Source organism: Streptomyces sp. NBC_00873, from assembly GCF_045207415.1.
GTDB lineage: Bacteria > Actinomycetota > Actinomycetes > Streptomycetales > Streptomycetaceae > Streptomyces.
Genome location: NZ_CP108803.1, coordinates 4743670 through 4764986, shown reverse-complemented (window position 1 = coordinate 4764986; position 21317 = coordinate 4743670). Strand labels below are relative to the sequence as shown.

19 protein-coding genes are annotated in these 21317 nt (G+C 69.2%); 9 read left to right on the top strand and 10 right to left on the bottom strand.

What is annotated here, in order from left to right:
• Positions 1-3 precede the first annotated feature (3 nt).
• From OH809_RS21960 to OH809_RS21950, 3 genes are all read right to left on the bottom strand, one after another.
• Positions 4-1104, bottom strand: coding sequence for an AI-2E family transporter (locus OH809_RS21960; RefSeq protein ID WP_406420770.1), 1101 nt, complete (start codon positions 1102-1104; stop codon positions 4-6).
• An 86-nt stretch (positions 1105-1190) separates the two neighbouring features.
• Positions 1191-2153: a pirin family protein gene (locus OH809_RS21955; RefSeq protein ID WP_406420771.1), complete on the bottom strand. Its 963-nt coding sequence runs from the start codon at positions 2151-2153 to the stop codon at positions 1191-1193.
• 173 nt (positions 2154-2326) lie between these two features.
• On the bottom strand, positions 2327-2767 hold the full coding sequence (locus OH809_RS21950) for an SseB family protein (protein WP_037701899.1): 441 nt from the start codon (positions 2765-2767) through the stop codon (positions 2327-2329).
• Positions 2768-2939: 172 nt separating this feature from the next.
• Here OH809_RS21950 and OH809_RS21945 point away from each other — a divergent pair, with 172 nt between their 5' ends.
• The 4 genes from OH809_RS21945 to OH809_RS21930 all read left to right on the top strand — a co-directional run bounded on the left by OH809_RS21945 (position 2940) and on the right by OH809_RS21930 (position 6936).
• A complete protein-coding gene (locus tag OH809_RS21945) occupies positions 2940-4766 on the top strand; it encodes an acyl-CoA dehydrogenase (RefSeq protein ID WP_406420772.1) in 1827 nt (608 codons plus the stop codon).
• A gap of 203 nt (positions 4767-4969) precedes the next feature.
• A complete protein-coding gene (locus tag OH809_RS21940) occupies positions 4970-5242 on the top strand; it encodes a hypothetical protein (protein ID WP_406420773.1) in 273 nt (90 codons plus the stop codon).
• 85 nt (positions 5243-5327) lie between these two features.
• The gene (locus OH809_RS21935; RefSeq protein ID WP_406420774.1) at positions 5328-6626 is read left to right on the top strand and encodes a M18 family aminopeptidase; all 1299 of its coding nucleotides are present in this window, start codon (positions 5328-5330) and stop codon (positions 6624-6626) included.
• A gap of 88 nt (positions 6627-6714) precedes the next feature.
• Positions 6715-6936 carry a DUF6458 family protein gene (locus tag OH809_RS21930; protein ID WP_406420775.1) on the top strand — a complete coding sequence of 74 codons (222 nt, stop codon included), beginning with the start codon at positions 6715-6717 and terminating at the stop codon, positions 6934-6936.
• A 50-nt stretch (positions 6937-6986) separates the two neighbouring features.
• Here OH809_RS21930 and OH809_RS21925 read toward each other — a convergent pair whose 3' ends face one another.
• A complete protein-coding gene (locus OH809_RS21925) occupies positions 6987-8804 on the bottom strand; it encodes an NHL domain-containing thioredoxin family protein (RefSeq protein WP_406515473.1) in 1818 nt (605 codons plus the stop codon).
• Between the two features lie 121 nt (positions 8805-8925).
• Between OH809_RS21925 and OH809_RS21920 the strand changes: the two genes are divergently transcribed.
• A complete protein-coding gene (locus OH809_RS21920; protein ID WP_406420777.1) occupies positions 8926-9417 on the top strand; it encodes an LURP-one-related/scramblase family protein in 492 nt (163 codons plus the stop codon).
• Between the two features lie 111 nt (positions 9418-9528).
• Here OH809_RS21920 and OH809_RS21915 read toward each other — a convergent pair whose 3' ends face one another.
• Positions 9529-10329, bottom strand: a complete 801-nt coding sequence (locus OH809_RS21915) for a carbon-nitrogen family hydrolase (RefSeq protein ID WP_406420778.1) — start codon at positions 10327-10329, stop codon at positions 9529-9531.
• Between the two features lie 182 nt (positions 10330-10511).
• On the opposite strand from OH809_RS21915, the gene OH809_RS21910 reads away from it, so the two are divergent.
• Positions 10512-11336, top strand: a complete 825-nt coding sequence (locus OH809_RS21910) for a maleylpyruvate isomerase family mycothiol-dependent enzyme (protein WP_406420779.1) — start codon at positions 10512-10514, stop codon at positions 11334-11336.
• A 72-nt stretch (positions 11337-11408) separates the two neighbouring features.
• On the opposite strand, the gene OH809_RS21905 is transcribed toward OH809_RS21910, so the two are convergent.
• Entirely contained in the window at positions 11409-12719 is a 1311-nt protein-coding gene (locus tag OH809_RS21905; protein ID WP_406420780.1) for a nitrate/nitrite transporter, read from the bottom strand.
• Positions 12716-13390, bottom strand: a complete 675-nt coding sequence (locus OH809_RS21900) for a GntR family transcriptional regulator (protein WP_406515472.1) — start codon at positions 13388-13390, stop codon at positions 12716-12718. The genes OH809_RS21905 and OH809_RS21900 overlap by 4 nt, the downstream gene beginning before the upstream one ends.
• 173 nt (positions 13391-13563) lie before the next feature.
• Between OH809_RS21900 and OH809_RS21895 the strand changes: the two genes are divergently transcribed.
• Together OH809_RS21895 and OH809_RS21890 are read left to right on the top strand one after the other, a co-directional pair.
• Positions 13564-14463, top strand: coding sequence for a D-alanyl-D-alanine carboxypeptidase family protein (locus tag OH809_RS21895; protein WP_406420782.1), 900 nt, complete (start codon positions 13564-13566; stop codon positions 14461-14463).
• 199 nt (positions 14464-14662) lie between these two features.
• Positions 14663-16591: a PA14 domain-containing protein gene (locus OH809_RS21890; protein WP_406515471.1), complete on the top strand. Its 1929-nt coding sequence runs from the start codon at positions 14663-14665 to the stop codon at positions 16589-16591.
• 75 nt (positions 16592-16666) lie between these two features.
• Here the strand turns inward: OH809_RS21890 and OH809_RS21885 are convergent, their stop codons facing one another.
• The 3 genes from OH809_RS21885 to pdhA are packed head-to-tail and all read right to left on the bottom strand — an operon-like array spanning position 16667 to position 20204.
• A complete protein-coding gene (locus tag OH809_RS21885; protein ID WP_406420784.1) occupies positions 16667-18061 on the bottom strand; it encodes a dihydrolipoamide acetyltransferase family protein in 1395 nt (464 codons plus the stop codon).
• A gap of 11 nt (positions 18062-18072) precedes the next feature.
• Positions 18073-19053: an alpha-ketoacid dehydrogenase subunit beta gene (locus tag OH809_RS21880; RefSeq protein WP_406515470.1), complete on the bottom strand. Its 981-nt coding sequence runs from the start codon at positions 19051-19053 to the stop codon at positions 18073-18075.
• Positions 19054-19055: 2 nt separating this feature from the next.
• Positions 19056-20204 carry a pyruvate dehydrogenase (acetyl-transferring) E1 component subunit alpha gene (pdhA, locus tag OH809_RS21875; RefSeq protein ID WP_406420786.1) on the bottom strand — a complete coding sequence of 383 codons (1149 nt, stop codon included), beginning with the start codon at positions 20202-20204 and terminating at the stop codon, positions 19056-19058.
• A gap of 338 nt (positions 20205-20542) precedes the next feature.
• On the opposite strand from pdhA, the gene OH809_RS21870 reads away from it, so the two are divergent.
• Positions 20543-21202, top strand: a complete 660-nt coding sequence (locus tag OH809_RS21870; protein WP_406425055.1) for a response regulator — start codon at positions 20543-20545, stop codon at positions 21200-21202.
• Positions 21203-21317 lie beyond the last annotated feature (115 nt).

The following is a 21317-nucleotide window of genomic DNA, read 5'->3' as shown; positions in this document are numbered from 1 at the left end:
TCCTCAGTCGCCGGAGGGGTTCGGCGGGGCGGACGGGCTCGGTGGGGTGGATGGCGGTTCGTCCTGGGCGTGGCGCGTGCGGAGTTCGCCGATGATGCCGAATGCCGCCGCGCACACCGGTACCGCCAGCAGCATGCCCAGCAGACCCGCCACACTCGCGCCCGCAGTCAGCGCGATCATGATGGTGGCCGGGTGCATCTGGACCGTACGGCTCTGGATCATCGGCTGCAGGACATGGCCCTCCAGCACCTGTACCGCGAGGACGATCCCCAGCGCCCAGAGCGCGATCACGAACCCCCGGTCGGCGAGAGCCACCAGAACGGCGACGGCGCCCGAGATGAACGCCCCGAGGTACGGGATGTACGCGCCGACGAAGACCAGCGCCCCCAGCCCCACTGCCCCGGGAACCCGCAGGATCACCAGACCTACGGTGATGCAGGTGGCATCGATCAGCGCGATGAACGTCGTGCCGCGCATGAAGCCCTCGACCGCTTCGAACGCCCGCCGTCCCATCGCCTCGACCAGGTCACCGGTGCCGCGCGGGGCGACGGAGTGCGCGAGGTCCACGGCGCGGTCGGAGTCGCGCAGGAAGAAGAAGGTCAGCAGCAGGGCGAGGACGCCGGTCGCGATCAGCGAGCCGATCAGGCTGATCCCGGTGAGCAGTCCGCCCGCGGCGCTTGCGCCGAATTTTTCGACGAGCTTCCGCGCATTGGTGACGAGGGCGTCCACATTGGTGTTCCGGGCGATCCCGAAGTGGTCGACGACCCACTGCCCGGCGTCCTTCAGTGAATGGACGATCTGATCGCCGGTATCGATGAGTGCGGTGACGACGATGTACCCGGCGCCGCCGCCGATCGCGACGAGCAGCGCGCAGGTGAGCCCGGCGGCCACCGACCGGTTCACCCCTCGGGCGGCCAGCCAGCGGTGGACGGGACCGAGCAGCGCCGTACCGAGCAGTGCGAGCAGCACCGGGGTGACGGCCGTCTTGAAGATGATGCACAGCCAGATGGCGACCGCGGCAACACCGGTGACCAGCAGAAGTACGGCGCACCAGGCAGCTGTTCGCCGGGCGATGTCGGGCAGGAGGGGTTTCCGGGTATCCACCCTCCCACCCGATCACGCTGCGGGAGCCATGTCCCGCTTGTACGACCGAATGGGTGACGAGCCGTCAGGCCGGCCCGTCACGCAGGTCACTCACCCATGCCGTGGACCGCGGGCACGGTGCCGAGGCGGCCGGCCTGGAAGTCCTCGAAGGCCTGCTTCAGTTCGGCCTGGCTGTTCATGACGAACGGCCCGTAGTGCGCCATCGGCTCCCGGATGGGGCGGCCGCCGAGCAGGACGACCTCCAGGTCCGGGGTGTGGCCGTCCTGCTTCTCGTCCGCGCGGACGGTCAGCGAGGAGCCGGCGCCGAAGACGGCGGTCTGCCCCATGTGGACGGGACGGCGCTCCTGGCCGACCGCGCCGCGACCGGCCAGCACGTACGCGAGTCCGTTGAAGTCCTCGCGCCACGGCAGGGTCACCTCGGCGCCGGGGCGCACGGTGGCGTGGATCATCGTGATCGGGGTGTGGGTGACCCCCGGACCCTCGTGGCCGTCGAGCTCACCGGCGATGACGCGGATCAGCGCGCCGCCGTCCGGGGAGGCGAGGAGCTGGACCTGGCCGCCGCGGATGTCCTGGTAGCGGGGGGCCATCATCTTGTCGGCCTTGGGCAGGTTCACCCAGAGCTGCAGCCCGTGGAAGAGGCCGCCCGACATGACGAGGGACTCCGGCGGCGCCTCGATGTGGAGGAGGCCGGATCCCGCCGTCATCCACTGGGTGTCACCGTTCCGGATGGTGCCGCCGCCACCGTTGCTGTCCTGGTGGACGAAGGTTCCGTCGATCAGGTACGTCACGGTCTCGAAGCCCCGGTGCGGGTGCCACGGGGTGCCCTTCGGCTCTCCGGGCTGGTACTCCACCTCGCCCATCTGATCCATCATGATGAACGGGTCGAGGTACTTGTAGTTGATCCCGGCGAACGCGCGGCGAACCGGGAAGCCTTCGCCCTCGAATCCGCTCGGCGCCGTCGTGACGGCGAGCACGGGACGGGCCGTGGCGTCGCCCGAGGCGGCGACCTTGGGCAGGGTCAGCGGGTTTTCGACGGTCACTGCGGGCATGGGAGCCACCTCCGGGATTGTTCTGCCTTCAATTTAGTTGAACAGTGAACATCTTGCAAGGGCTGCGGCATTCCCGCACCGCGGCAGCCCCTCCCCGGACAACGAGAAGGGGCCCGTACCCGACAGGTGCGGACCCCTTCTCGAAGGTCAGGAATCAGACGCCCGCGAAGCGCCTAGCCGTACATGCGACGCATCGCGAAGTCGACCATCTGCTCCACGGCCTTGGCATCGAAGACCATGCGGTGCTCGCCCTCCATGTCGAGGACGAAGCCGTAGCCGGTCGGCAGCAGATCGATCACCTCGGCGCCGGTGATCACGAAGTACTTGGACTCCTTGCCCGCATACAGCCGCAGCTCCTTGAGCGTGGTGAACATGGGGATCACCGGCTGCTGGGTGTTGTGCAGGGCGAGGAAGCCGGGATTGTCGCCGCGCGGGCAGTAGACCTTCGACGACGCGAAGATCTGCTGGAAGTCCTCGGCGGACAGAGAACCCGTGGTGAAGGCCCGTACCGCATCGCCGAGGGAGGGCGGCGAGGGCTCGGGATACAGCGGCTGCTCGCCGTAGCCGCCACCCATCTGCTGCTGTGCGCCCTGGTTCTGGTCGTAGCCGTACATACCGCAAAGAGTAATCGGACACATCAGACCCTTGAGGGGTTGCGTCTTATTACTGACGGGTAGCATCATCGGTGAGGTCAGCTGATATACGCACCGCCAGCTCGTCGCCCGCCCGGCCCTCACCCCTCCCCGGGGCGCTGAGCGCCACTGCTATTGATTACGGAGCCTTCCCATGGGGCACTACAAGTCGAATCTCCGCGACATCGAGTTCAACCTCTTCGAGGTCCTCGGGCGCGACAAGCTGTACGGCACCGGACCGTTCGCGGAGATGGACGTCGAGACCGCGAAGAGCATCCTCGACGAGGTCAACCGCCTCGCCGAGAACGAGCTCGCCGACTCGTTCGCCGACGCCGACCGCAACCCGCCGGTCTTCGACCCGGAGACCAACACCGCACCGGTCCCGGCCTCCTTCAAGAAGTCCTACCAGGCCTTCATGGACTCCGAGTACTGGCGCCTGGGTCTGCCCGAGGAGATCGGCGGCACCACCTCGCCGCGCTCCCTGATCTGGTCCTACGCGGAGCTGCTCCTCGGCTCGAACCCGGCCGTGTGGATGTACTCCTCCGGCCCGGCGTTCGCCGGAATCCTCTTCGACGAGGGCAACGAGGCACAGAAGAAGATCGCCGAGATCGCCGTCGAGAAGCAGTGGGGCTCGACGATGGTGCTGACCGAGCCGGACGCCGGTTCGGACGTCGGCGCCGGCCGCACGAAGGCCGTCGAGCAGGAGGACGGCTCCTGGCACATCGAGGGTGTGAAGCGCTTCATCACCTCGGGCGAGCACGACATGTCCGAGAACATCATTCACTACGTGCTGGCCCGCCCCGAGGGCGCAGGCCCCGGCACGAAGGGCCTGTCGCTCTTCATGGTCCCGAAGTTCCACTTCGACTGGACCACCGGCGAGCTGGGCGAGCGCAACGGCGTGTACGCGACGAACGTCGAGCACAAGATGGGCCTCAAGGCGTCCAACACGTGCGAGATGACGTTCGGCGACCAGCACCCCGCCAAGGGCTGGCTGATCGGTGACAAGCACGACGGCATCCGCCAGATGTTCCGCATCATCGAGTTCGCCCGGATGATGGTCGGCACGAAGGCCATCGCCACGCTCTCGACGGGTTACCTGAACGCGCTGGAGTACGCCAAGGAGCGCGTCCAGGGCACCGACCTGGCGAACTTCATGGACAAGACCGCGCCCAAGGTCACCATCACGCACCACCCCGACGTGCGCCGTTCGCTGATGACGCAGAAGGCGTACGCGGAGGGCATGCGCTCCCTCGTGCTGTACACCGCCTCCGTCCAGGACGCGATCCAGGAGAAGGAGGCCGCGGGCGAGGACGCGAAGGCGCTGCACGGCCTCAACGACCTGCTGCTCCCGATCGTGAAGGGCTACGGCTCCGAGAAGTCGTACGAGCAGCTGGCGCAGTCGCTCCAGACGTTCGGTGGCTCCGGGTACCTCCAGGAGTACCCGATCGAGCAGTACATCCGGGATGCCAAGATCGACACCCTCTACGAGGGCACGACGGCCATCCAGGGCCAGGACTTCTTCTTCCGGAAGATCGTCCGTGACCATGGTGCCTCGCTCAACGCGCTGTCCGAGGAGATCAAGAAGTTCCTCGCGGGCGCCCAGGACAACGAGGAGCTGTCCGGCGCGCTGGACTCGCTCGCCAAGGCGGTCGTGGACCTGGAGGCGATCGTCGGCACGATGGTTGCCGACCTCACCGCGACCGGCGAGGATGTCAAGAACATCTACAAGGTGGGCCTCAACACCAGCCGCCTGCTGCTGGCCTCCGGCGATGTCGTCGTCGGCTACCTGCTGCTGAGGGGCGCGGCCGTGGCGGCCGAGAAGCTGCCGACCGCCTCCGCGAAGGATGTCGCCTTCTACCAGGGCAAGATCGCCGCCGCGAAGTTCTTCGCCGCGAACGTCCTGCCGGGCGTCTCGGCCGAGCGCGCGCTCGCCGAGACGGTCGACAGTTCGCTGATGGAGCTGGACGAGGCCGCGTTCTAGTCCCCACCCCGCTCACGATCGTCAACACGCGCCGTCACCCGGACACGCTTTCGGGTGGCGGTGCTGTCGTATCAGCTGGGTACGCTGAGTGCACGGCCGACATCGACTTGACCACCATCGACCGGCTGTAGACCTGGTCTCCCGGACGGACCGGGCCCTCTCTATGATCGGGCATCCGGTAACCGGAGGGGGCGGGCTCACTCATGGGTGGCAAGGGTTTCGTGGGTACGCGGGAGAGTCGGCGGCGGCTCGTGCCGGGCGCGGCGGCCAACCGTGCCGAGGTCGGCGCCACGGGCGGCCCGGCCACGATCACGCATATCCGGGTCGGCACGACCGTCCCGGGCATCAGCACCGGCACCACGGGCACAGCGGTCGTCCCCGACAAGCAGGTCAAGGAGTTCGCCGCCATGTTCGCCGAGCGGGCGCAGCAGGCCCAGAACGGCGAGACGCCCTCCGCTGCGCTCCCCGGCCACTGAGCGGGCGGCCACGTACGGCGCCCGCCGCAGCCGGCCGCGGGGCGACGGTGAATCCGGCCGGTCCGGCCTCGTTACAGTGAAGAACATGAGTTCTCCCCTCCGCTTCGACCGCGGTCACACCGACGACCTGATGGCCTTCCTGATGGCCAGCCCCTCCCCGTACCACGCCGTGGCCACCGCCGCGGCGCGGCTGGAGAAGGCCGGCTTCCGGCAGGTCGAGGAGACCTCGGCCTGGGACGCTTCCACCGGTGGGAAGTACGTGCTGCGCGGCGGGGCGATCGTCGCCTGGTACGTGCCGGAAGGCGCTGGGGCGCACACCCCCTTCCGGATCGCCGGCGCGCACACCGACTCGCCGAATCTGCGGGTGAAGCCGCTGCCCGACACGGGGTCGTACGGCTGGCGGCAGATCGCCGTCGAGGTGTACGGCGGCACGCTGCTCAACACCTGGCTGGACCGGGACCTCGGTCTCGCGGGCCGGATCAGCCTGCGCGACGGCACGCACCGGCTGGTCAACATCGACCGGCCGCTGCTGCGCGTGCCTCAGCTGGCCGTGCATCTGGACCGGTCGGCCAACACCGACGGCCTCAAGCTCGACCGGCAGAAGCACATGCAGCCGATCTGGGGGCTCGGGGACGTCGAGGAGGGCGGCCTGATCCGGTTCGTCGCCGAGGAGGCGGGTGTCGCCGCCGACGACGTGACCGGCTGGGACCTGATGCCGCACCCGGTGGAGCGGCCGTCGTACCTGGGCCGGGACCGTGAGCTGCTGGCCGGGCCGCGGATGGACAACCTGCTCTCCGTGCACGCGGCGACCGCCGCGCTCGCCGCCGTTGCCGGACAGCCGGACGACGAGATTCCGTACATCCCGGTGCTCGCCGCGTTCGACCACGAGGAGAACGGTTCGCAGTCCGACACCGGCGCGGACGGCCCGCTGCTCGGAACGGTGCTGGAGCGCTCCGTCTTCGCCCGCGGCGGTTCGTACGAGGACCGCGCCCGGGCGTTCGCGGGGACCGTCTGCCTCTCCTCCGACACCGGTCACGCGATCCACCCCAACTACGGGGAGCGCCACGACCCGACGCACCGCCCGGTCGCGAACGGCGGGCCGATCCTGAAGGTCAACGTCAATATGCGGTACGCGACGGACGGCAGCGGCCGGGCCGTGTTCGCGGCGGCGTGCGAGAAGGCGGGCGTGCCGTGGCAGACGTTCGTCTCCAACAACTCGATGCCGTGCGGCACGACGATCGGCCCGATCACCGCGGCCCGGCACGGCATCCAGACCGTGGACATCGGCGTCGCGATCCTGTCGATGCACAGCGCGCGTGAGCTGTGCGGCGCGGACGACCCGTATCTGCTGGCGAACGCGCTGGCGTCGTTCCTGGCCGGCTGATCGGCCGTCCGCACATGGTCGTTGCCGGGCCGGGTACGCGATCCGTACACCGGCCCGGAGCCTCCGGGCCGCCAAGGAGGCGTGACCCATGGGACTCGGAGGATGCATCATCCTCATCGCCGTCGGGGCGATACTCACCTTCGCCACCGACTGGAAGACGGACACCGTCAATGTCGACCTGGTCGGCTGGATCATGATGATCGTCGGCGTCATCGGCGTCTTCGTCTACGCGAGCATCGCGCGGCGCCGCCGACTGGTCGTACCGCCCAGCACCACGGTCGTGTCCGACGACGACCGCCGCGGCCTCTGAACCGACTCCGGCCTCTTTTCTGTTGCGGCGCAGCTCACAGCGGTTCCCCGTCAGGCCTGCTCGTCCATTCCGGCGAGCACCAGCGGCAACCGCGGCGTTCCCTGCGCACTCACGCGGACGGGGACGCCCCAGTCCTGCTGATGGACATGGCAGGCCGGGTACTCGTTCTCCGGGTCGTCGTCGCAGGACGCCGCCATCGCGGACACATGCAGGACTCCTTCGGTGACGCCGTCGGCCAGGACCAGGTCTCGGAAGAGATCGGTGCCGGGCCCCGCACCCTCCGCCAGCAGCTCGGGCGGGGTCGACGAGACCAGCAGCCGGGTCGAGGGACCGTACCGGGTGTCCAGCTTCTGCCCGGCAGGCGCCTGGAAGACCACGTCGAGCCGGAGCGCGCCGGGGGAGATCTCGGTGGCCGCGCGCTGGGTGCGGTGCGCCTGGTCGGCGACGCGTACGGCCTCCTCGGGCAGCCGCAGCCGGGTCAGCCGGTGGCGGGCGGATTCGACGACGACGAGATCGCCGTCGACCAGCACCGCGTCGCTCGGCTCGCACAGATCCGTGGCCAGCGTGGTGACCTCGCCACGGGCGGGGTCGTAACGGCGCAGGGCGTGGTTGTACGTGTCGCTGACGGCGACGGACCCGTCCGGCAGCGCGGTGACGCCCAGCGGGTGCTGGAAGAGCGCCTGGCCGGCGGCGCCGTCGCGGTGGCCGAAGTCGAAGAGTCCGGTGCCGACGGCGGTGTGCACGGTCCCGTCCCGGTCCACGTACCGCAACGCGGACGTCTCCGAGTCGGCGACCCAGAGCCGGTCGCCGTCGGCCGAGGCGGCAAGCCCCGACGGCTGGGCGAACCACGCCTCGCCGGCCGGACCGTCGACCAGTCCTTCGTTCGTCGTACCCGCGGCGACCTGCACGGTTTCGGAGTCGGGGTCGTACGACCATAGCTGGTGCACGCCCGCCATGGCGATCCACAGCCGGTCCGCGAACCAGGCGACGTCCCACGGGGAGGAGAGGTCGACCTCGCGCGCCGGGCCGGTCGTCGGAGAGCCCTGCCACCACTGGCGGCCGGTGCCGGCGAGCGTCGTCGTCACCCCGGTCGTGAGATCGAGGGCGCGGATGGCGTGGTTGACGGTGTCGGCGACGGCGATCCGGCCGTCGGGCAGCGCGGCGAGCCCCTGCGGCTCGCTGAACCGGACCTCGTCGGGTCCGCCGTCCGCGAACCCGCGGTCCCCGGTGCCGAAGCGGCGGCGCACCGTTTCGCCGTCGGGGTCGAGCTCGACCAGACGGTGCCGGGTGGTGTCGGAGACCAGGAAGCCGCCGTCGGCCAGCAGCAGGGCCTTGCCGGGGAAGCGCAGATGCGTGGCGACGGGCTCGGGCGCCACGTACGGGCCGTCGCCGCGGCGCAGCGTGCCCTTCTCGGCGTGCTCGGCCTCCAGCTCCTCGACGAGCTTCTCGATGGCGTGCGCATGGCCCTCGCCGGCGTGCTGGGCGACGACATAGCCCTCGGGGTCGATGACGACGAGCGTCGGCCAGGCCCGTACGGCGTACTGCTTCCAGGTGGCGAGCTCGGGGTCGTCGAGCACGGGGTGGTGGACCTCGTACCGCTCGACGGCATCGACGACGGCCTGGTGCTCGGCCTCGTGGACGAACTTCGGCGAGTGCACACCGATGATCACCACGGTGTCGCGGTGCTTCTCCTCCAGCTCGCGCAGCTCATCGAGGACATGCAGACAGTTCACACAGCAGAACGTCCAAAAATCAACAACAACGCACTTACCTCGTAGGTCGGCGAGGGTCAGCTCTTTGCCCCCGGTGTTCAGCCAGCCGCCCTTGCCGATCAGCTCGGGGGCCCTGACGCGCGCACGTGTTGCCATGTGAACAGTCAACATCACCGTGGTGCGTCCGCATTACGGAGGGTCTCCGGCACTTTTGAGGTCCCACGCGTCCCGGGGAGTCTCACGTATCCCGGGGGGTCACCGGGGGAACCTGTCAGCCATGAGATTCCTGGTGCGTGAGCGACTGTTCGCTGTCGGCGACGACTACTGGATCGAGGGCGCGGACGGGCGCAAGGTCTTCCTCGTCGACGGCAAGGCGATGCGGGTGCGCGACACCTTCGAGCTGAAGGACGCGCAGGGCCGGATCCTGGTCGAGATCCGGCAGAAGCTGCTCACCCTGCGCGACACGATGCTCATCGAGCGCGACGGCGAGCAGCTCGCCAGGGTCAAGCGGAAGCGGCTCTCGCTGCTGCGCAACCATTACCGGGTGACGCTGGTCGACGGCACCGAGCTCGATGTCAGCGGCAAGATCCTGGACCGCGAGTTCGGCATCGACTACGACGGCGAACTCCTGGCCCGGATCTCACGGCGTTGGCTGACCGTACGGGACACGTACGGCATCGATGTCGTACGGGAGGACGCCGACGCGGCACTGCTCATCGCCGTGTCGGTGTGCGTCATCGTGCTCGCGGACAAGGAGCACGATGGCTGACCGGGACGTTTCACGTGAAACTGGGCCGCGCCCGACGGTGGGCGAGGACCGGTCCGACGGATACGCCGGCGGATGCCCGACGGTGATGCGAAGTCCGGTCCGAGCGATGCGTCAGCAGCCGCTCGACGGCGGGACGAGACCCAGCCGTCGGTCCTTGAGCGCCGGGAACTGCTCCCGCGTGGTGGCGACCTTCGCCGGGTCGAACTCCACGGTGAGCACCTCCTCGTCCGCGCCCGCCTCGGCGAGCACCTCGCCCCACGGGTCGACGGCGATGCTGTGCCCGGCCTGCTGGACCCCGGCGTGGGCGCCGGCGGTGCCGACGGCCAGGACGTACGCCTGGTTCTCCACGGCGCGCGCCCGGGCGAGCAGCGTCCAGTGGGCGCGGCGCCGCTCCGGCCAGCCCGCCGGGACGACGAGCGTCTGCGCACCGGCGTCGACGAGGCCGCGGAACAGTTCGGGGAAGCGCAGGTCGTAGCAGGTGGCGAGGCCGAGCGTGGTCTGCGGCAGGGCGACCGTGACCAGGTCCTCGCCGGCTCCCATCATCACTGCCTCGCCCTTGTCGAAGCCGAAGCGGTGGATCTTGCGGTACGCGGCGGCGCGCTCGCCCTCGGGCGTGAAGACCAGCGAGGTGTTGTAGAGCGTGCCGTCGTCGGCGCGCTCCACGAAGGAGCCCGCGTGCAGCCAGACCCCGGCGTCGGCCGCGGCCTTCGCCATCAGGTCGTGGGTGGGCCCCCTGAGCGGTTCCGCCTCGTCGGCGAAGGCGGTGTACGCGAACGCGCCGACCGGCCACAGCTCGGGAAGGACCACCAGATCGGCACCGCGCTGGCCCGCGACCAGGGAAGCGACTCGGTCCCTGCGGGAATTGACGGATTCGTCCGGGTCTACTGCGATCTGGATGAGGGAGGCGCGCACACTACCACCGTCCTGGCATTCGAGCCGTCAACACGGGCCTACGATCGTCACACGAAAGCACTGCCGGGGTGCCTGCTCGCAGCGTAACTTAGCGATCGAACCTCCCACGCAGCCCGCAGCCGCCGCCCGCCGACCGCGCCAGCAGTCCAGCCCATGCACCGCAGAACCGCACGAGGGGTCCCGTGACCGTCCATCCCAGCCTCCAGACCTACGCCGATGCCTGGACCCACTCCGTCGAGTCGATAGCCGAGCTGGTGACGCCGCTCGCCGAGGGGGAGTGGAATCGCCGTACACCGTGCCCCGGTTGGTCGGTGCGCGACATCGTCTCGCACATCATCGGTATGGAGTGCGAGCAGCTCGGCGATCCGCGGCCGATCCACACGCTGCCGCGCGATCTCTACCACGTACAGAACGACTTCACCCGTTACATGGAGATGCAGGTCGATGTGCGGCGCCACCACACCGCACCCGAGATGACCTCCGAGCTGGAGTACACGATCATCCGCCGCTCGCGTCAGCTGCGGAACGAGTCACGTGCCCCGGAGACCATGACCCGCGCACCGCTCGGCGCCGAGCAGACCCTCGAACTGGCACTGCGGATGCGGGCCTTCGACGTCTGGGTGCACGAGCAGGATCTGCGTACGGCGCTGGGCAGGCCCGGCAATCTCGACTCCCCCGGCGCCACCATCACCCGGGACACGCTCCTCGCCGCGCTGCCGAAGGTGGTTGCCAAGGACGCGGGCGCACCGCCGAATTCGGCGGTCGTGCTCGATGTGCACGGGCCGATGGAGTTCCTGCGCACGGTCAGGGTCGACGCGGACGGCCGTGGTTCGGTGGACGGTTCGCCGTCGCTGGGGCCCGCGGTGACGCTGGCGATGGACTGGGAGACGTACGTCCGGCTGGCCTGCGGACGGGTGCGGGCGACGGCGGCCGCGGACCGGATCAAGGTCGAGGGCGACCAGGAGCTGGCGACAGCGATCCTGCAGAACTTCGCCGTCACGCCGTAAGGGCAGGGTCGGCGGCGCCCGTCTTTGTGAGGCGAAGAGATGGGCGCGCCGCCGGACCGGCCGCAGCAGGCGTCACGCGGGAACGTGCACAGCCTCCACGCGGCTGATCACATGGTGGTTCCGCTCGCGGAGCGTGGCGCGGGCGTGCAGCCGCAGGATCTGTACGACCCCGAGCGCCTCCAGGACGAAGACCGAGGCGAACGCGATGCGGTAGTTGTCCCCTGTCGCGTCGAGCAGCACACCGACGGCGAACAGTGTCGTCATCGAGGCAATGAAACCGCCCATGTTGACGATCCCCGATGCGGTGCCCTGGCGCTGCGGCGGGTTGGCCGGGCGTGCGAAGTCGAAGCCGATCATCGAGGCGGGTCCGCAGGCGCCGAGTACCGCGCAGAGCGTGATCAGCAGCCACATCGGCGCATGGTCGCCCGGGTACAGGATCGTCGACGCCCACACGACGGCCGTCACCGCGACCGTGCCGAGGGCGAGTGGCGCGCGCGCGGCGTGGTGGCGGGCGATGACCTGTCCGTAGACGAGGCCGACGGCCATGTTGGAGAGCACCACCAGGGTGAGCAGCTCCCCGGCGGTGGACCGGCTCAGCCCCTGTGCCTCCACCAGGAACGGCATCCCCCACAGCAGCAGGAACACCATCGCCGGGAACTGCGTGGTGAAGTGCACCCACATCCCGAGCCGGGTGCCGGGCTCCCGCCACGAGGCGGCGATCTGCTTGCGTACGTAGGCGGCGCCCGCGTGTTCGACGGGCGGCGGCTCGTGCCCCTCGGGGTGGTCCTTCAGGAAGAGGAGGAGCAGGACGAGGACCACGACCCCGGCGGCCGCGCTGCCCGCGAACGTGGCGGTCCAACCGAAGCCGTGCAGGGCGCGGGCGATGAAGAGCGTGGAGACGAGGTTGCCCGCCATGCCGAAGAGCGCGGCGATCTGGCCGATCATCGGTCCGCGCCGGGCCGGGAACCAGCGGGCGCCGAGCCGCAGCACGCTGATGAACGTCATCGCGTCGCCGCAGCCGAGCAGCGCCCGGGAGGCCAGCGCCATGCCGTACGACGGGGAGAGCGCGAAGCCGAGCTGCCCGACGGTGAACAGGACGGCCCCGAGGGTGAGGACCTTCTTGGTGCCGAGCCGGTCGACCATCAGGCCGACAGGTATCTGCATGCCCGCGTAGACGAGCAGCTGAAGGATGGAGAACGTCGACAGCGCGGAGGCGTTGACGTCGAACCGGTCGGCGGCGTCGAGACCGGCGACCCCGAGGCTCGTACGGAAGATGATGGCGACGAAGTAGACGGCGACGCCGATGCCCCAGACCCAGGCGGCCCGCCGGCCGCCGGGCGGATCACCGGGCAGGGACAGGGTGGGGGCGGCAGCAGAACTCACCGGTCCTCACCCCGGACCAGCACCCTGACCCGGCTGACGTGGCGTCGTACGACCTGCGCGGCACCGTCCGCGTCCCCGGCCCTGATGGCCTCCAGCAGCTCGGTGTGCTCGGTGATGTTGGCGGCGATCCTGCCGGGATGCGCCTCCATCACGGCGACGCCCATCCGCAACTGCCGGTCGCGCAGCTGGTCGTAGAGGCGCGACAGGATCTCGTTGCCGGCGTTGCGCACGATCTCGGCGTGGAAGCAGCGGTCCGCGACCGACACGGCGGCCAGGTCCCCGGCCGCCACCTGCCGCCGCTGCTCGTCGAGCAGTTCCTCCAGGCGGGCGATCAGCTTCGCCGAGGCGGGCACGGCCTTGCGGGCGGCGAACTCCTCCACGAGCAGCCGGGTCTCCACCACGTCCGCGATCTCCTGCGCGGAGACGGCAAGCACCAGGGCCCCCTTCTTCGGATAGAGCTTGATCAGCCCTTCGACCTCCAGCCGCAGCAAGGCCTCGCGCACGGGCGTACGGGAGACGCCGACGGCCTCCGCGAGGTCGCCCTCGGTGAGGAGCGTGCCCCCCTCGTAACGGCGGTCGAGGACCGCCTGCTTGATGTGGATGTAGACGCGTTCGGCGGCGGGCGGCTGCTTGGCGGGCGGGTGCGTCACGACAGGGGGTGCGGCAGGCATGCACACAGCATAGATACAACATGCGCGCATGTGGCGGCGCTGTCCGGGATCTGGACGGTAAAACCCCGGAAATTACCCGGGGATTCAGCACATCCATTCGCACACCTCGTGAGTCTCACCACCGAGCGGCACCGACATGCGGCCGCATTCCAGGGGCATTTGGAGCGTTCAAGTTGAAAATCGGTATTAAGGGCATAAATCGCGTTTCCGCCACTGCCACCGTGGCTCTTACCGCGGGTGCCGTCATCGCGGGCAGCGTCTTCGCCTCCGCGGCGCAGGCTGCCACGCTGCCCGTCCCCACGATCGCCGCCAAGGGCGGCTACGTGATGAACAACGGAACGGCGTCGAGCCTCTACTCGAAGGCCGCGGACACCCGTCGCGCCACCGGCTCGACCACCAAGATCATGACGGCCAAGGTGGTGCTGGCCCAGACGAACCTCAACCTGGATTCCAAGGTCACGATCCAGAAGGCGTACAGCGACTACATCGTCGCCAAGGGCGCCTCGTCGGCGCGCCTGATCGTCGGCGACAAGGTCACCGTCCGCCAGCTCCTCTACGGTCTGATGCTGCCGTCCGGCTGCGACGCCGCGTACGCGCTCGCCGACAAGTTCGGCACCGGCACCACCCGCGCGGCCCGCGTGACGTCGTTCATCGGCAAGATGAACGCCTCCGCCAAGTCCCTCGGTCTGACGAACACCCACTTCGACTCGTTCGACGGCATAAGCAATGGCTCGAACTACTCGACGCCGCGCGACCTGACGAAGATCGCCAGCAGTGCGATGAAGAACTCCACGTTCCGCGCGGTCGTGAAGACCAAGTCGACCACGCAGAAGGTCACCACGAGCAGTGGTGGCTACCGCTACATGTCGTGGACCAACACCAACAAGCTGCTCGGCAGCTACACCGGTGCGATCGGCGTGAAGACCGGTTCCGGTCAGTTGGCCGGGTACTGCCTGGTGTTCGCCGCGACCCGTGACGGCAAGACGGTCATCGGCACCGTCCTGGCGTCCACCTCCGAGACGGCCCGGACGGCGGACGCGACGAAGCTCATGAACTACGGCTTCTCGAAGTAGTTCCCCGCCCCGCTCCCGGGGTCACGAGGAGGGGTCCGCCGTGCGGTACGGCGGGCCCTTTCCTGCACCCGGCCGCGGGCTCTCCCCCGTCATTCGGCCTGAAAGGGCAATGCACACATTGACCACCATTCCTCGTGGGCGGCTTCGCAGTGTCACCGCGCTGTCGGTCGCCGCGACCTCCTGCAGTCTGCTCACCGCCGTGAGTGCCACGCCCGCTGCTGCGGCGACCAGTTGCACCTCGCCGGTCTTCAAGCGGCAGTTCTTCGCGAACACGTCGTTCTCCGGTACGCCGAAGAAGACCGACTGCGACTCGGTCATCGACCAGAACTGGGGCACCGGCGCACCCGCCTCCGGCCTGCCGAAGGACAACTTCGGTGTCCGCTGGTCGATGACCCGGGACTTCGGCTCCGGCGGCCCCTTCGCGTTCACCGCGGCGACCCGTGACGGCATTCGCGTGTACGTCGACGGGGTGCGCAAGGTCGACATCTGGAAGAACGTCTCCACCACCCAGAAGAAGACGGTCAACGTCACCGTCCCCTCCGGGAAGCACTCCCTGCGCATCGACTTCGTCAACTGGACGGGCTCGGCCAACGTCACATTCGGTTACGCACCGAGGACGTCGGCCACCATCGACAAGGTCAAGCCGCTCAGCCCGGTCGGCGTGAAGGCGGTCCTCGACAACGCCACGGCGAACGCCAAGGTGACCTGGTCCGCGAACAAGGAGATGGACCTCGCCGGCTACCGCGTCTACCGCCGGCTCAAGGGATCCAGCACGTTCGCCCTCGTGAAGACGACCACCGCGACCTCGTACGCGGGTCTCCCGCCCGAGGCCGGGAAGACGTACTACTACGAGGTACGCGCCTACGACAAGGCCGGGAACGTCTCCACCGGCAGTACCGACCAGCCGGTGACCACCATCGCCGTCACCGCTCCGGCCGGCCTCACCGCGCAGGGCACGGACGCCGCGATCGTGCTGGCCTGGAAGCCCGTCCCGGGCGCGGTCCGCTACAACCTGAAGCGCGACGACCAGCACGGTCACGTGTCGGTCCGCTCCGTCACCGCCACGGCCTTCACCGACACCACGGTGAAGCGCTCCGAGAAGTGGACCTACCAGGTGGCCGCCGTGGACGGCGCCGGGCGCGCCTCCGCGTACGGCCCCGCCGTCGCGGCCTACCGTCCGGTCGCGGCGCCGCGGGACATCGTCGCGACGCCGGGGATCGACAGTGCGACCTTCACCTGGACGACCGATCACTCCGTCGACGGTGATGTGTACGACTTCCACGTCTACCGTTCCGAGACGCTCCCCGTGGACACCTCGGCCGCGCCGATCCGCTGCAGCACCACCTGGAAGACGCTCGGCGACGGGCGGCTCCAGTACACCTGCACCGACACCTCCCCGGCCGGCGGCCTCACCTACCACTACATGATCAAGGCCTACGACAACTCGGGCAGGGAGTCGGTTCCTTCGGCCACGGTCGAGGTCACCACGCTCGCCAGGGACGTGACCCCGCCCGCGCCGGTCACCGGGCTCACCGCCAAGGCCACCGAGTACGGCATCGAGCTGCACTGGAACGCCAACACCGAGCCCGATCTCAAGCGGTACGTGGTGTACCGCGGAGAGCTGATCGACGGCGAGGACGAGCGGGTCTGCTACGGCACCTCGTCCGAGTACCTCGACGCGGCCACCACGTCCTACACCGACGAGCGGCTGCCCGACGGTGAGGAGCGGTGCTACTTCGTCGACGTCGAGGACACCTCCGGCAACTCCAGCTTCCGGATGACGCACAGCGCCGAGGTCGCCGTCGTCACCGAGCTGGACCTGACCCCGTCCGTCGAGACCCCGGCGGGCTCCCCGCTCACGCTCACCGCGACCCGGGGCACCACCGGCACCTCGGTGGACCTGTCCTGGAACACGGTCGCCGATGCGACGGGCTACCTGGTCGAACGGTGGAACCCGAGCGCGGGCGCGTACGAGAAGCTGACCGTCGACCCCGTCACGGACGTGTCGTACACGGACGCCACCGCCCCGACCGGCACCACCCACTTCTACCGGGTGACCGCCGTGTACGCCGACGACACCCGGTCGGCGCCCGCCGCGGACTGGGTGATCCTGGCCCCCGCCGAGTGACCTGACCCGACAGAAAAGCGGGCCTGCGCGGAAGGAATCCCCGCGCGGGCCCGCTTCTTCCGTCTCACACGGCCATCAGGCCCAGGTGATCAGCCTCTTGGGCTGTTCCAGGATCGCGGCGACATCCGCCAGGACCTTGGAACCGAGCTCGCCGTCGACCAGGCGATGATCGAACGACAGCGCCAGCGTGGTGACCTGACGGGGCTTCACCTTGCCCTTGTGGACCCACGGCTGCAGCTTGATCGCACCGACCGCGAGGATCGCGGACTCGCCCGGGTTCAGGATCGGCGTACCCGTGTCGACGCCGAAGACGCCGACGTTGGTGATCGTCACCGTGCCGCCCGCCATGGCGGCGGGAGACGTCCTGCCGTCCCGGGCCGTGGCGACCAGCTCGCCCAGTGCTGCGGCGAGTTGCGGCAGGGTCTTGTCCTGCGCGTCCTTGATGTTCGGCACGATCAGACCGCGCGGGGTGGCGGCCGCGATGCCCAGGTTCACATAGTGCTTCTGCACGATCTCCTGGTTGGCCTCGTCCCACGCGGCGTTGATCTCCGGGTTCCGCTTGATCGCGACCAGGAGCGCCCTGGCGATGATCAGGAGCGGGTTGACCCGGACCCCCGCCATGTCCTTGTCGTCCTTGAGCTCCGCCACGAGCTTCATCGTGCGCGTGACGTCGACCGTCACGAACTCGGTGACATGCGGTGCGGTGAACGCACTGCCGACCATGGCCTGCGCGATGGCCTTCCGCACACCCTTGACCGGGATACGGGTCTCCCGGGCACCCGGCACCGGGGCGGGCACGGTGGCGGTGAACGCCGGTTCCGGGACCGTGGCCGGCACCGGGGCGGGTGCGGTCGCCTGCGCCTGGACGGGCGCGGCCGCCGCGTGCACGTCCTCGCGCGTGATGATCCCGCCCTCGCCGGTCGGGACGACCGTGGCCAGGTCGATGCCCAGGTCCTTGGCCAGCTTGCGCACCGGCGGCTTGGCGAGCGGGCGGCTCTCCGGGACGACCGGTCCGCGACCGTTCAGCTCGCCCTGGATCGCGGCAGCCACGGCAGCCGGCTGCTCGGCGCCCTTGCGGGCGCGGCGCTTGGTGGAGGACTCGGCCACGCCGTAGCCCACCAGCACCGGCTGGCGGCCCTTCGGCGCCTCCGGTTCCGGTTCGGCCGCGGCCGGAGCCGCCTCCGTAGCCGCGTCACCGCTGCCCGGCGCCACGTCCACCGCGATGATCACCTGGCCGACGTCGACGGTCGTGCCCTCGGCGAAGCGCAGCTCGTGCACCACGCCGTCGAACGGGATCGGCAGCTCCACGGCCGCCTTCGCGGTCTCGACCTCGCAGACGACCTGGCCGTCGGTGACGGTGTCGCCCGGCTGTACGTACCACTTGAGGATCTCGGCCTCGGTCAGTCCCTCGCCCACATCGGGCATCTTGAACTCACGGAAGCGAGCAGACGTTTCGGTCATCGTCGTCACGACCCCTCTCCTCAGTACGCCAGCGAGCGGTCGACGGCGTCGAGCACCCGGTCCAGGCCCGGCAGATACTCGTCCTCGAGACGCGCCGGCGGATACGGGACGTGGTAGCCGCCGACCCTGAGCACCGGTGCCTCCAGATGGTAGAAGCAGCGCTCGGTGATGCGGGCGGCGATCTCGGCACCGGAGCCGTAAAACACCGGCGCCTCGTGGACGACGACGAGCCGGCCGGTCTTCTCGACCGAGGCCTGGACGGCGTCGAAGTCGATCGGGGACATCGACCGCAGGTCCAGGACCTCGATCGACTTGCCCTCCTCCTGGGCGGCCGCGGCGGCCTCCAGGCAGACCTTCACCATCGGGCCGTACGCGATGAGGGTGAGGTCCGAGCCCTCCCGCACGGTCGCGGCCTTGTGCAGCGGACCGGGGATGAGGTCGGTCTCGACCTCGCCCTTGTCCCAGTAGCGCCGCTTCGGCTCGAAGAAGATGATCGGGTCGTCGCTCTGGACGGCCTGCTGCATCATCCAGTAGGCGTCCGAGGCGTTGGACGGTGAGACCACCTTCAACCCCGCGACGTGCGCGAACAGCGCCTCGGGCGACTCGCTGTGGTGCTCGACGGCTCCGATGCCGCCGCCGTACGGGATCCGGACGACGACCGGCAGCTTGATCTTGCCGAGCGCGCGGGCGTGCATCTTCGCGAGCTGCGTGACGATCTGGTCGTACGCGGGGAAGACGAAGCCGTCGAACTGGATCTCCACGATCGGCCGGTAGCCGCGCAGGGCCAGACCGATAGCGGTGCCGACGATGCCGGACTCGGCGAGCGGCGTGTCGATGACCCGGCCCTCGCCGAAGTCCTTCTGGAGCCCGTCGGTGATCCGGAAGACCCCGCCCAGCTTGCCGACGTCCTCACCCATGATGAGGACCTTGGGGTCGGTGTCGAGGGCCTTGCGCAGCGACTCGTTGAGCGCCTTCGCGATGGACATCTTTTCCAGGGCCATGACTAGTTGCCCTCCTCGGCGAACGAAGCCTGGTAGGCGGCGAACTGGGCGCGCTCCTCGTCGACGAGGGGGCTGCCGTCGGCGTACGCGTGGTCGAAGATCGCCATCGGGTCCGGGTCGGGCATGGCCCGTACCGCCTCACGGACCCGCTTGCCGAGAGCCTCGCTCTCCTCGTCGAGCGCGGAGAAGTACGCCTCGTCGGCGAGGTCCTGCTTCTCCAGGTACGTACGCAGCCGCAGGATCGGGTCCTTGGCCTCCCAGGAGGCGCGCTCCTCGTCCGCCCGGTACTTCGTCGGGTCGTCGGAGGTGGTGTGCGCGCCCATCCGGTAGGTGAACGCCTCGACGAGGGTGGGGCCCTCGCCCCGGCGGGCCCGCTCCAGCGCCGACTTGGTGACGGCGAGGCAGGCGAGTACGTCGTTGCCGTCGACCCGGACGCCGGGGAAGCCGAAGCCCTGCGCGCGCTGGTAGAGCGGGACGCGGGTCTGCCTCTCGGTGGGCTCGGAGATCGCCCACTGGTTGTTCTGGCAGAAGAAGACGACCGGGGCGTTGTAGACCGCGGAGAAGGTGAACGACTCGGCGACGTCGCCCTGGCTGGAGGCGCCGTCCCCGAAGTACGCGATCACGGCGGAGTCCGCACCGTCCTTGGCTACGCCCATGGCGTAGCCGGTGGCGTGCAGGGTCTGCGAGCCGATGACGATGGTGTACAGGTGGAAGTTGTTGCTGTTCGGGTCCCAGCCGCCGTGATTCACACCGCGGAACATCCCGAGCAGATTGGTCGGGTCGACCCCGCGGCACCAGGCGACACCGTGCTCACGGTAGGTCGGGAAGACGTAGTCGTCGTCCCGCAGCGCCCGGCCGGAGCCGATCTGCGCGGCCTCCTGACCGAGCAGCGAGGCCCACAGACCCAGTTCGCCCTGGCGCTGCAGGGCGGTCGCCTCGGCGTCGAAGCGGCGGGTCAGGACCATGTCCCGGTACAGACCGCGCAGCTCGTCCGCGGTCAGGTCGATCGTGTAGTCCGGGTGCTCGACGCGCTCGCCCTCGGGCGTCAGCAGCTGTACGAGCTCGGGCTCGGAACTCTGTGGTGTCTTCGCGGCGCTGGTCCGCTTGCTGCTGCGTCGCGGTTTGCGCGCGGCAGTGCTCTCCACGGTCACGTGCGTGCTCCTCCGTCGGTCCGGCCCCCGGGGTCTGCCGGGAGACCAGTGCGGCTCGCCTGTGTCCGTACCCGTGCACGGGGTGGGTGCCGCTCGGCCGGGAACAGGCGTGACAGGTGCCCCGGCGAGCGCCCTGTCAAAGGCACGTTACCCAGTGCGTCGCACAACTGTGAAACCCTCCTTGACCTGCGATTTTGCTTGGATTTCCAAGTAAATCGAGAAATTCGGGAACTCTCGCTGGTCACAGCACTGGGAACAGCCTTGCAGGCCGCCGGAACAACGGCACGTTATCCCGCCGTTCAGCGGCAGGGAAGAGGGGAGTGTGTGAGACTGCGAATGTGCGCGAAGAAGGAAAAATCACCGTATTTCTGTTGGACGACCATGAGGTCGTACGACGCGGAGTGCATGAACTGCTCTCGGTCGAGGACGACATCGAAGTCGTCGGCGAAGCCGGTACGGCGGCGGACGCTCTGGTGCGCATCCCCGCCACGCGGCCCGATGTGGCGGTGCTCGACGTACGGCTGCCGGACGGCAGCGGGGTGGAGGTCTGCCGGGAGATCCGTTCCCTGGACGACAGCATCCACTGCCTGATGCTGACCTCGTACGCCGATGACGAAGCTCTCTTCGACGCGATCATGGCGGGCGCGTCGGGATACGTGCTCAAGGCGATTCGCGGCAATGAGCTGCTGAATGCGGTACGGGATGTGGCGGCCGGAAAATCGCTGCTGGACCCGGTTGTGACCGCGCGTGTGCTGGAGCGGCTGCGCGAGGGAAAGAAGGGCCGGGGCGACGACAAGCTCGCGAGCCTCACCGACCAGGAGCGCAAGATCCTCGATCTGATCGGCGAGGGGCTGACGAACCGGGTGATCGGTGAGCGGCTCCATCTCGCCGAGAAGACGATCAAGAACTATGTCTCCAGCCTGCTCTCCAAGCTGGGCATGGAGCGCCGCTCGCAGGCCGCCGCCTATGTGGCGCGGCTCCAGGCCGAGCAGCGCTGAGCGGTACGGGACGGGGCCGCGGGCACCCTCCCTCCTCCCTCTCCGACGGGGCCGCGGTCCCGGGTGGTCCTCGGGACTCTGGTCCCGGACCACCCGGGGCCGCGGCCTCTTTCTG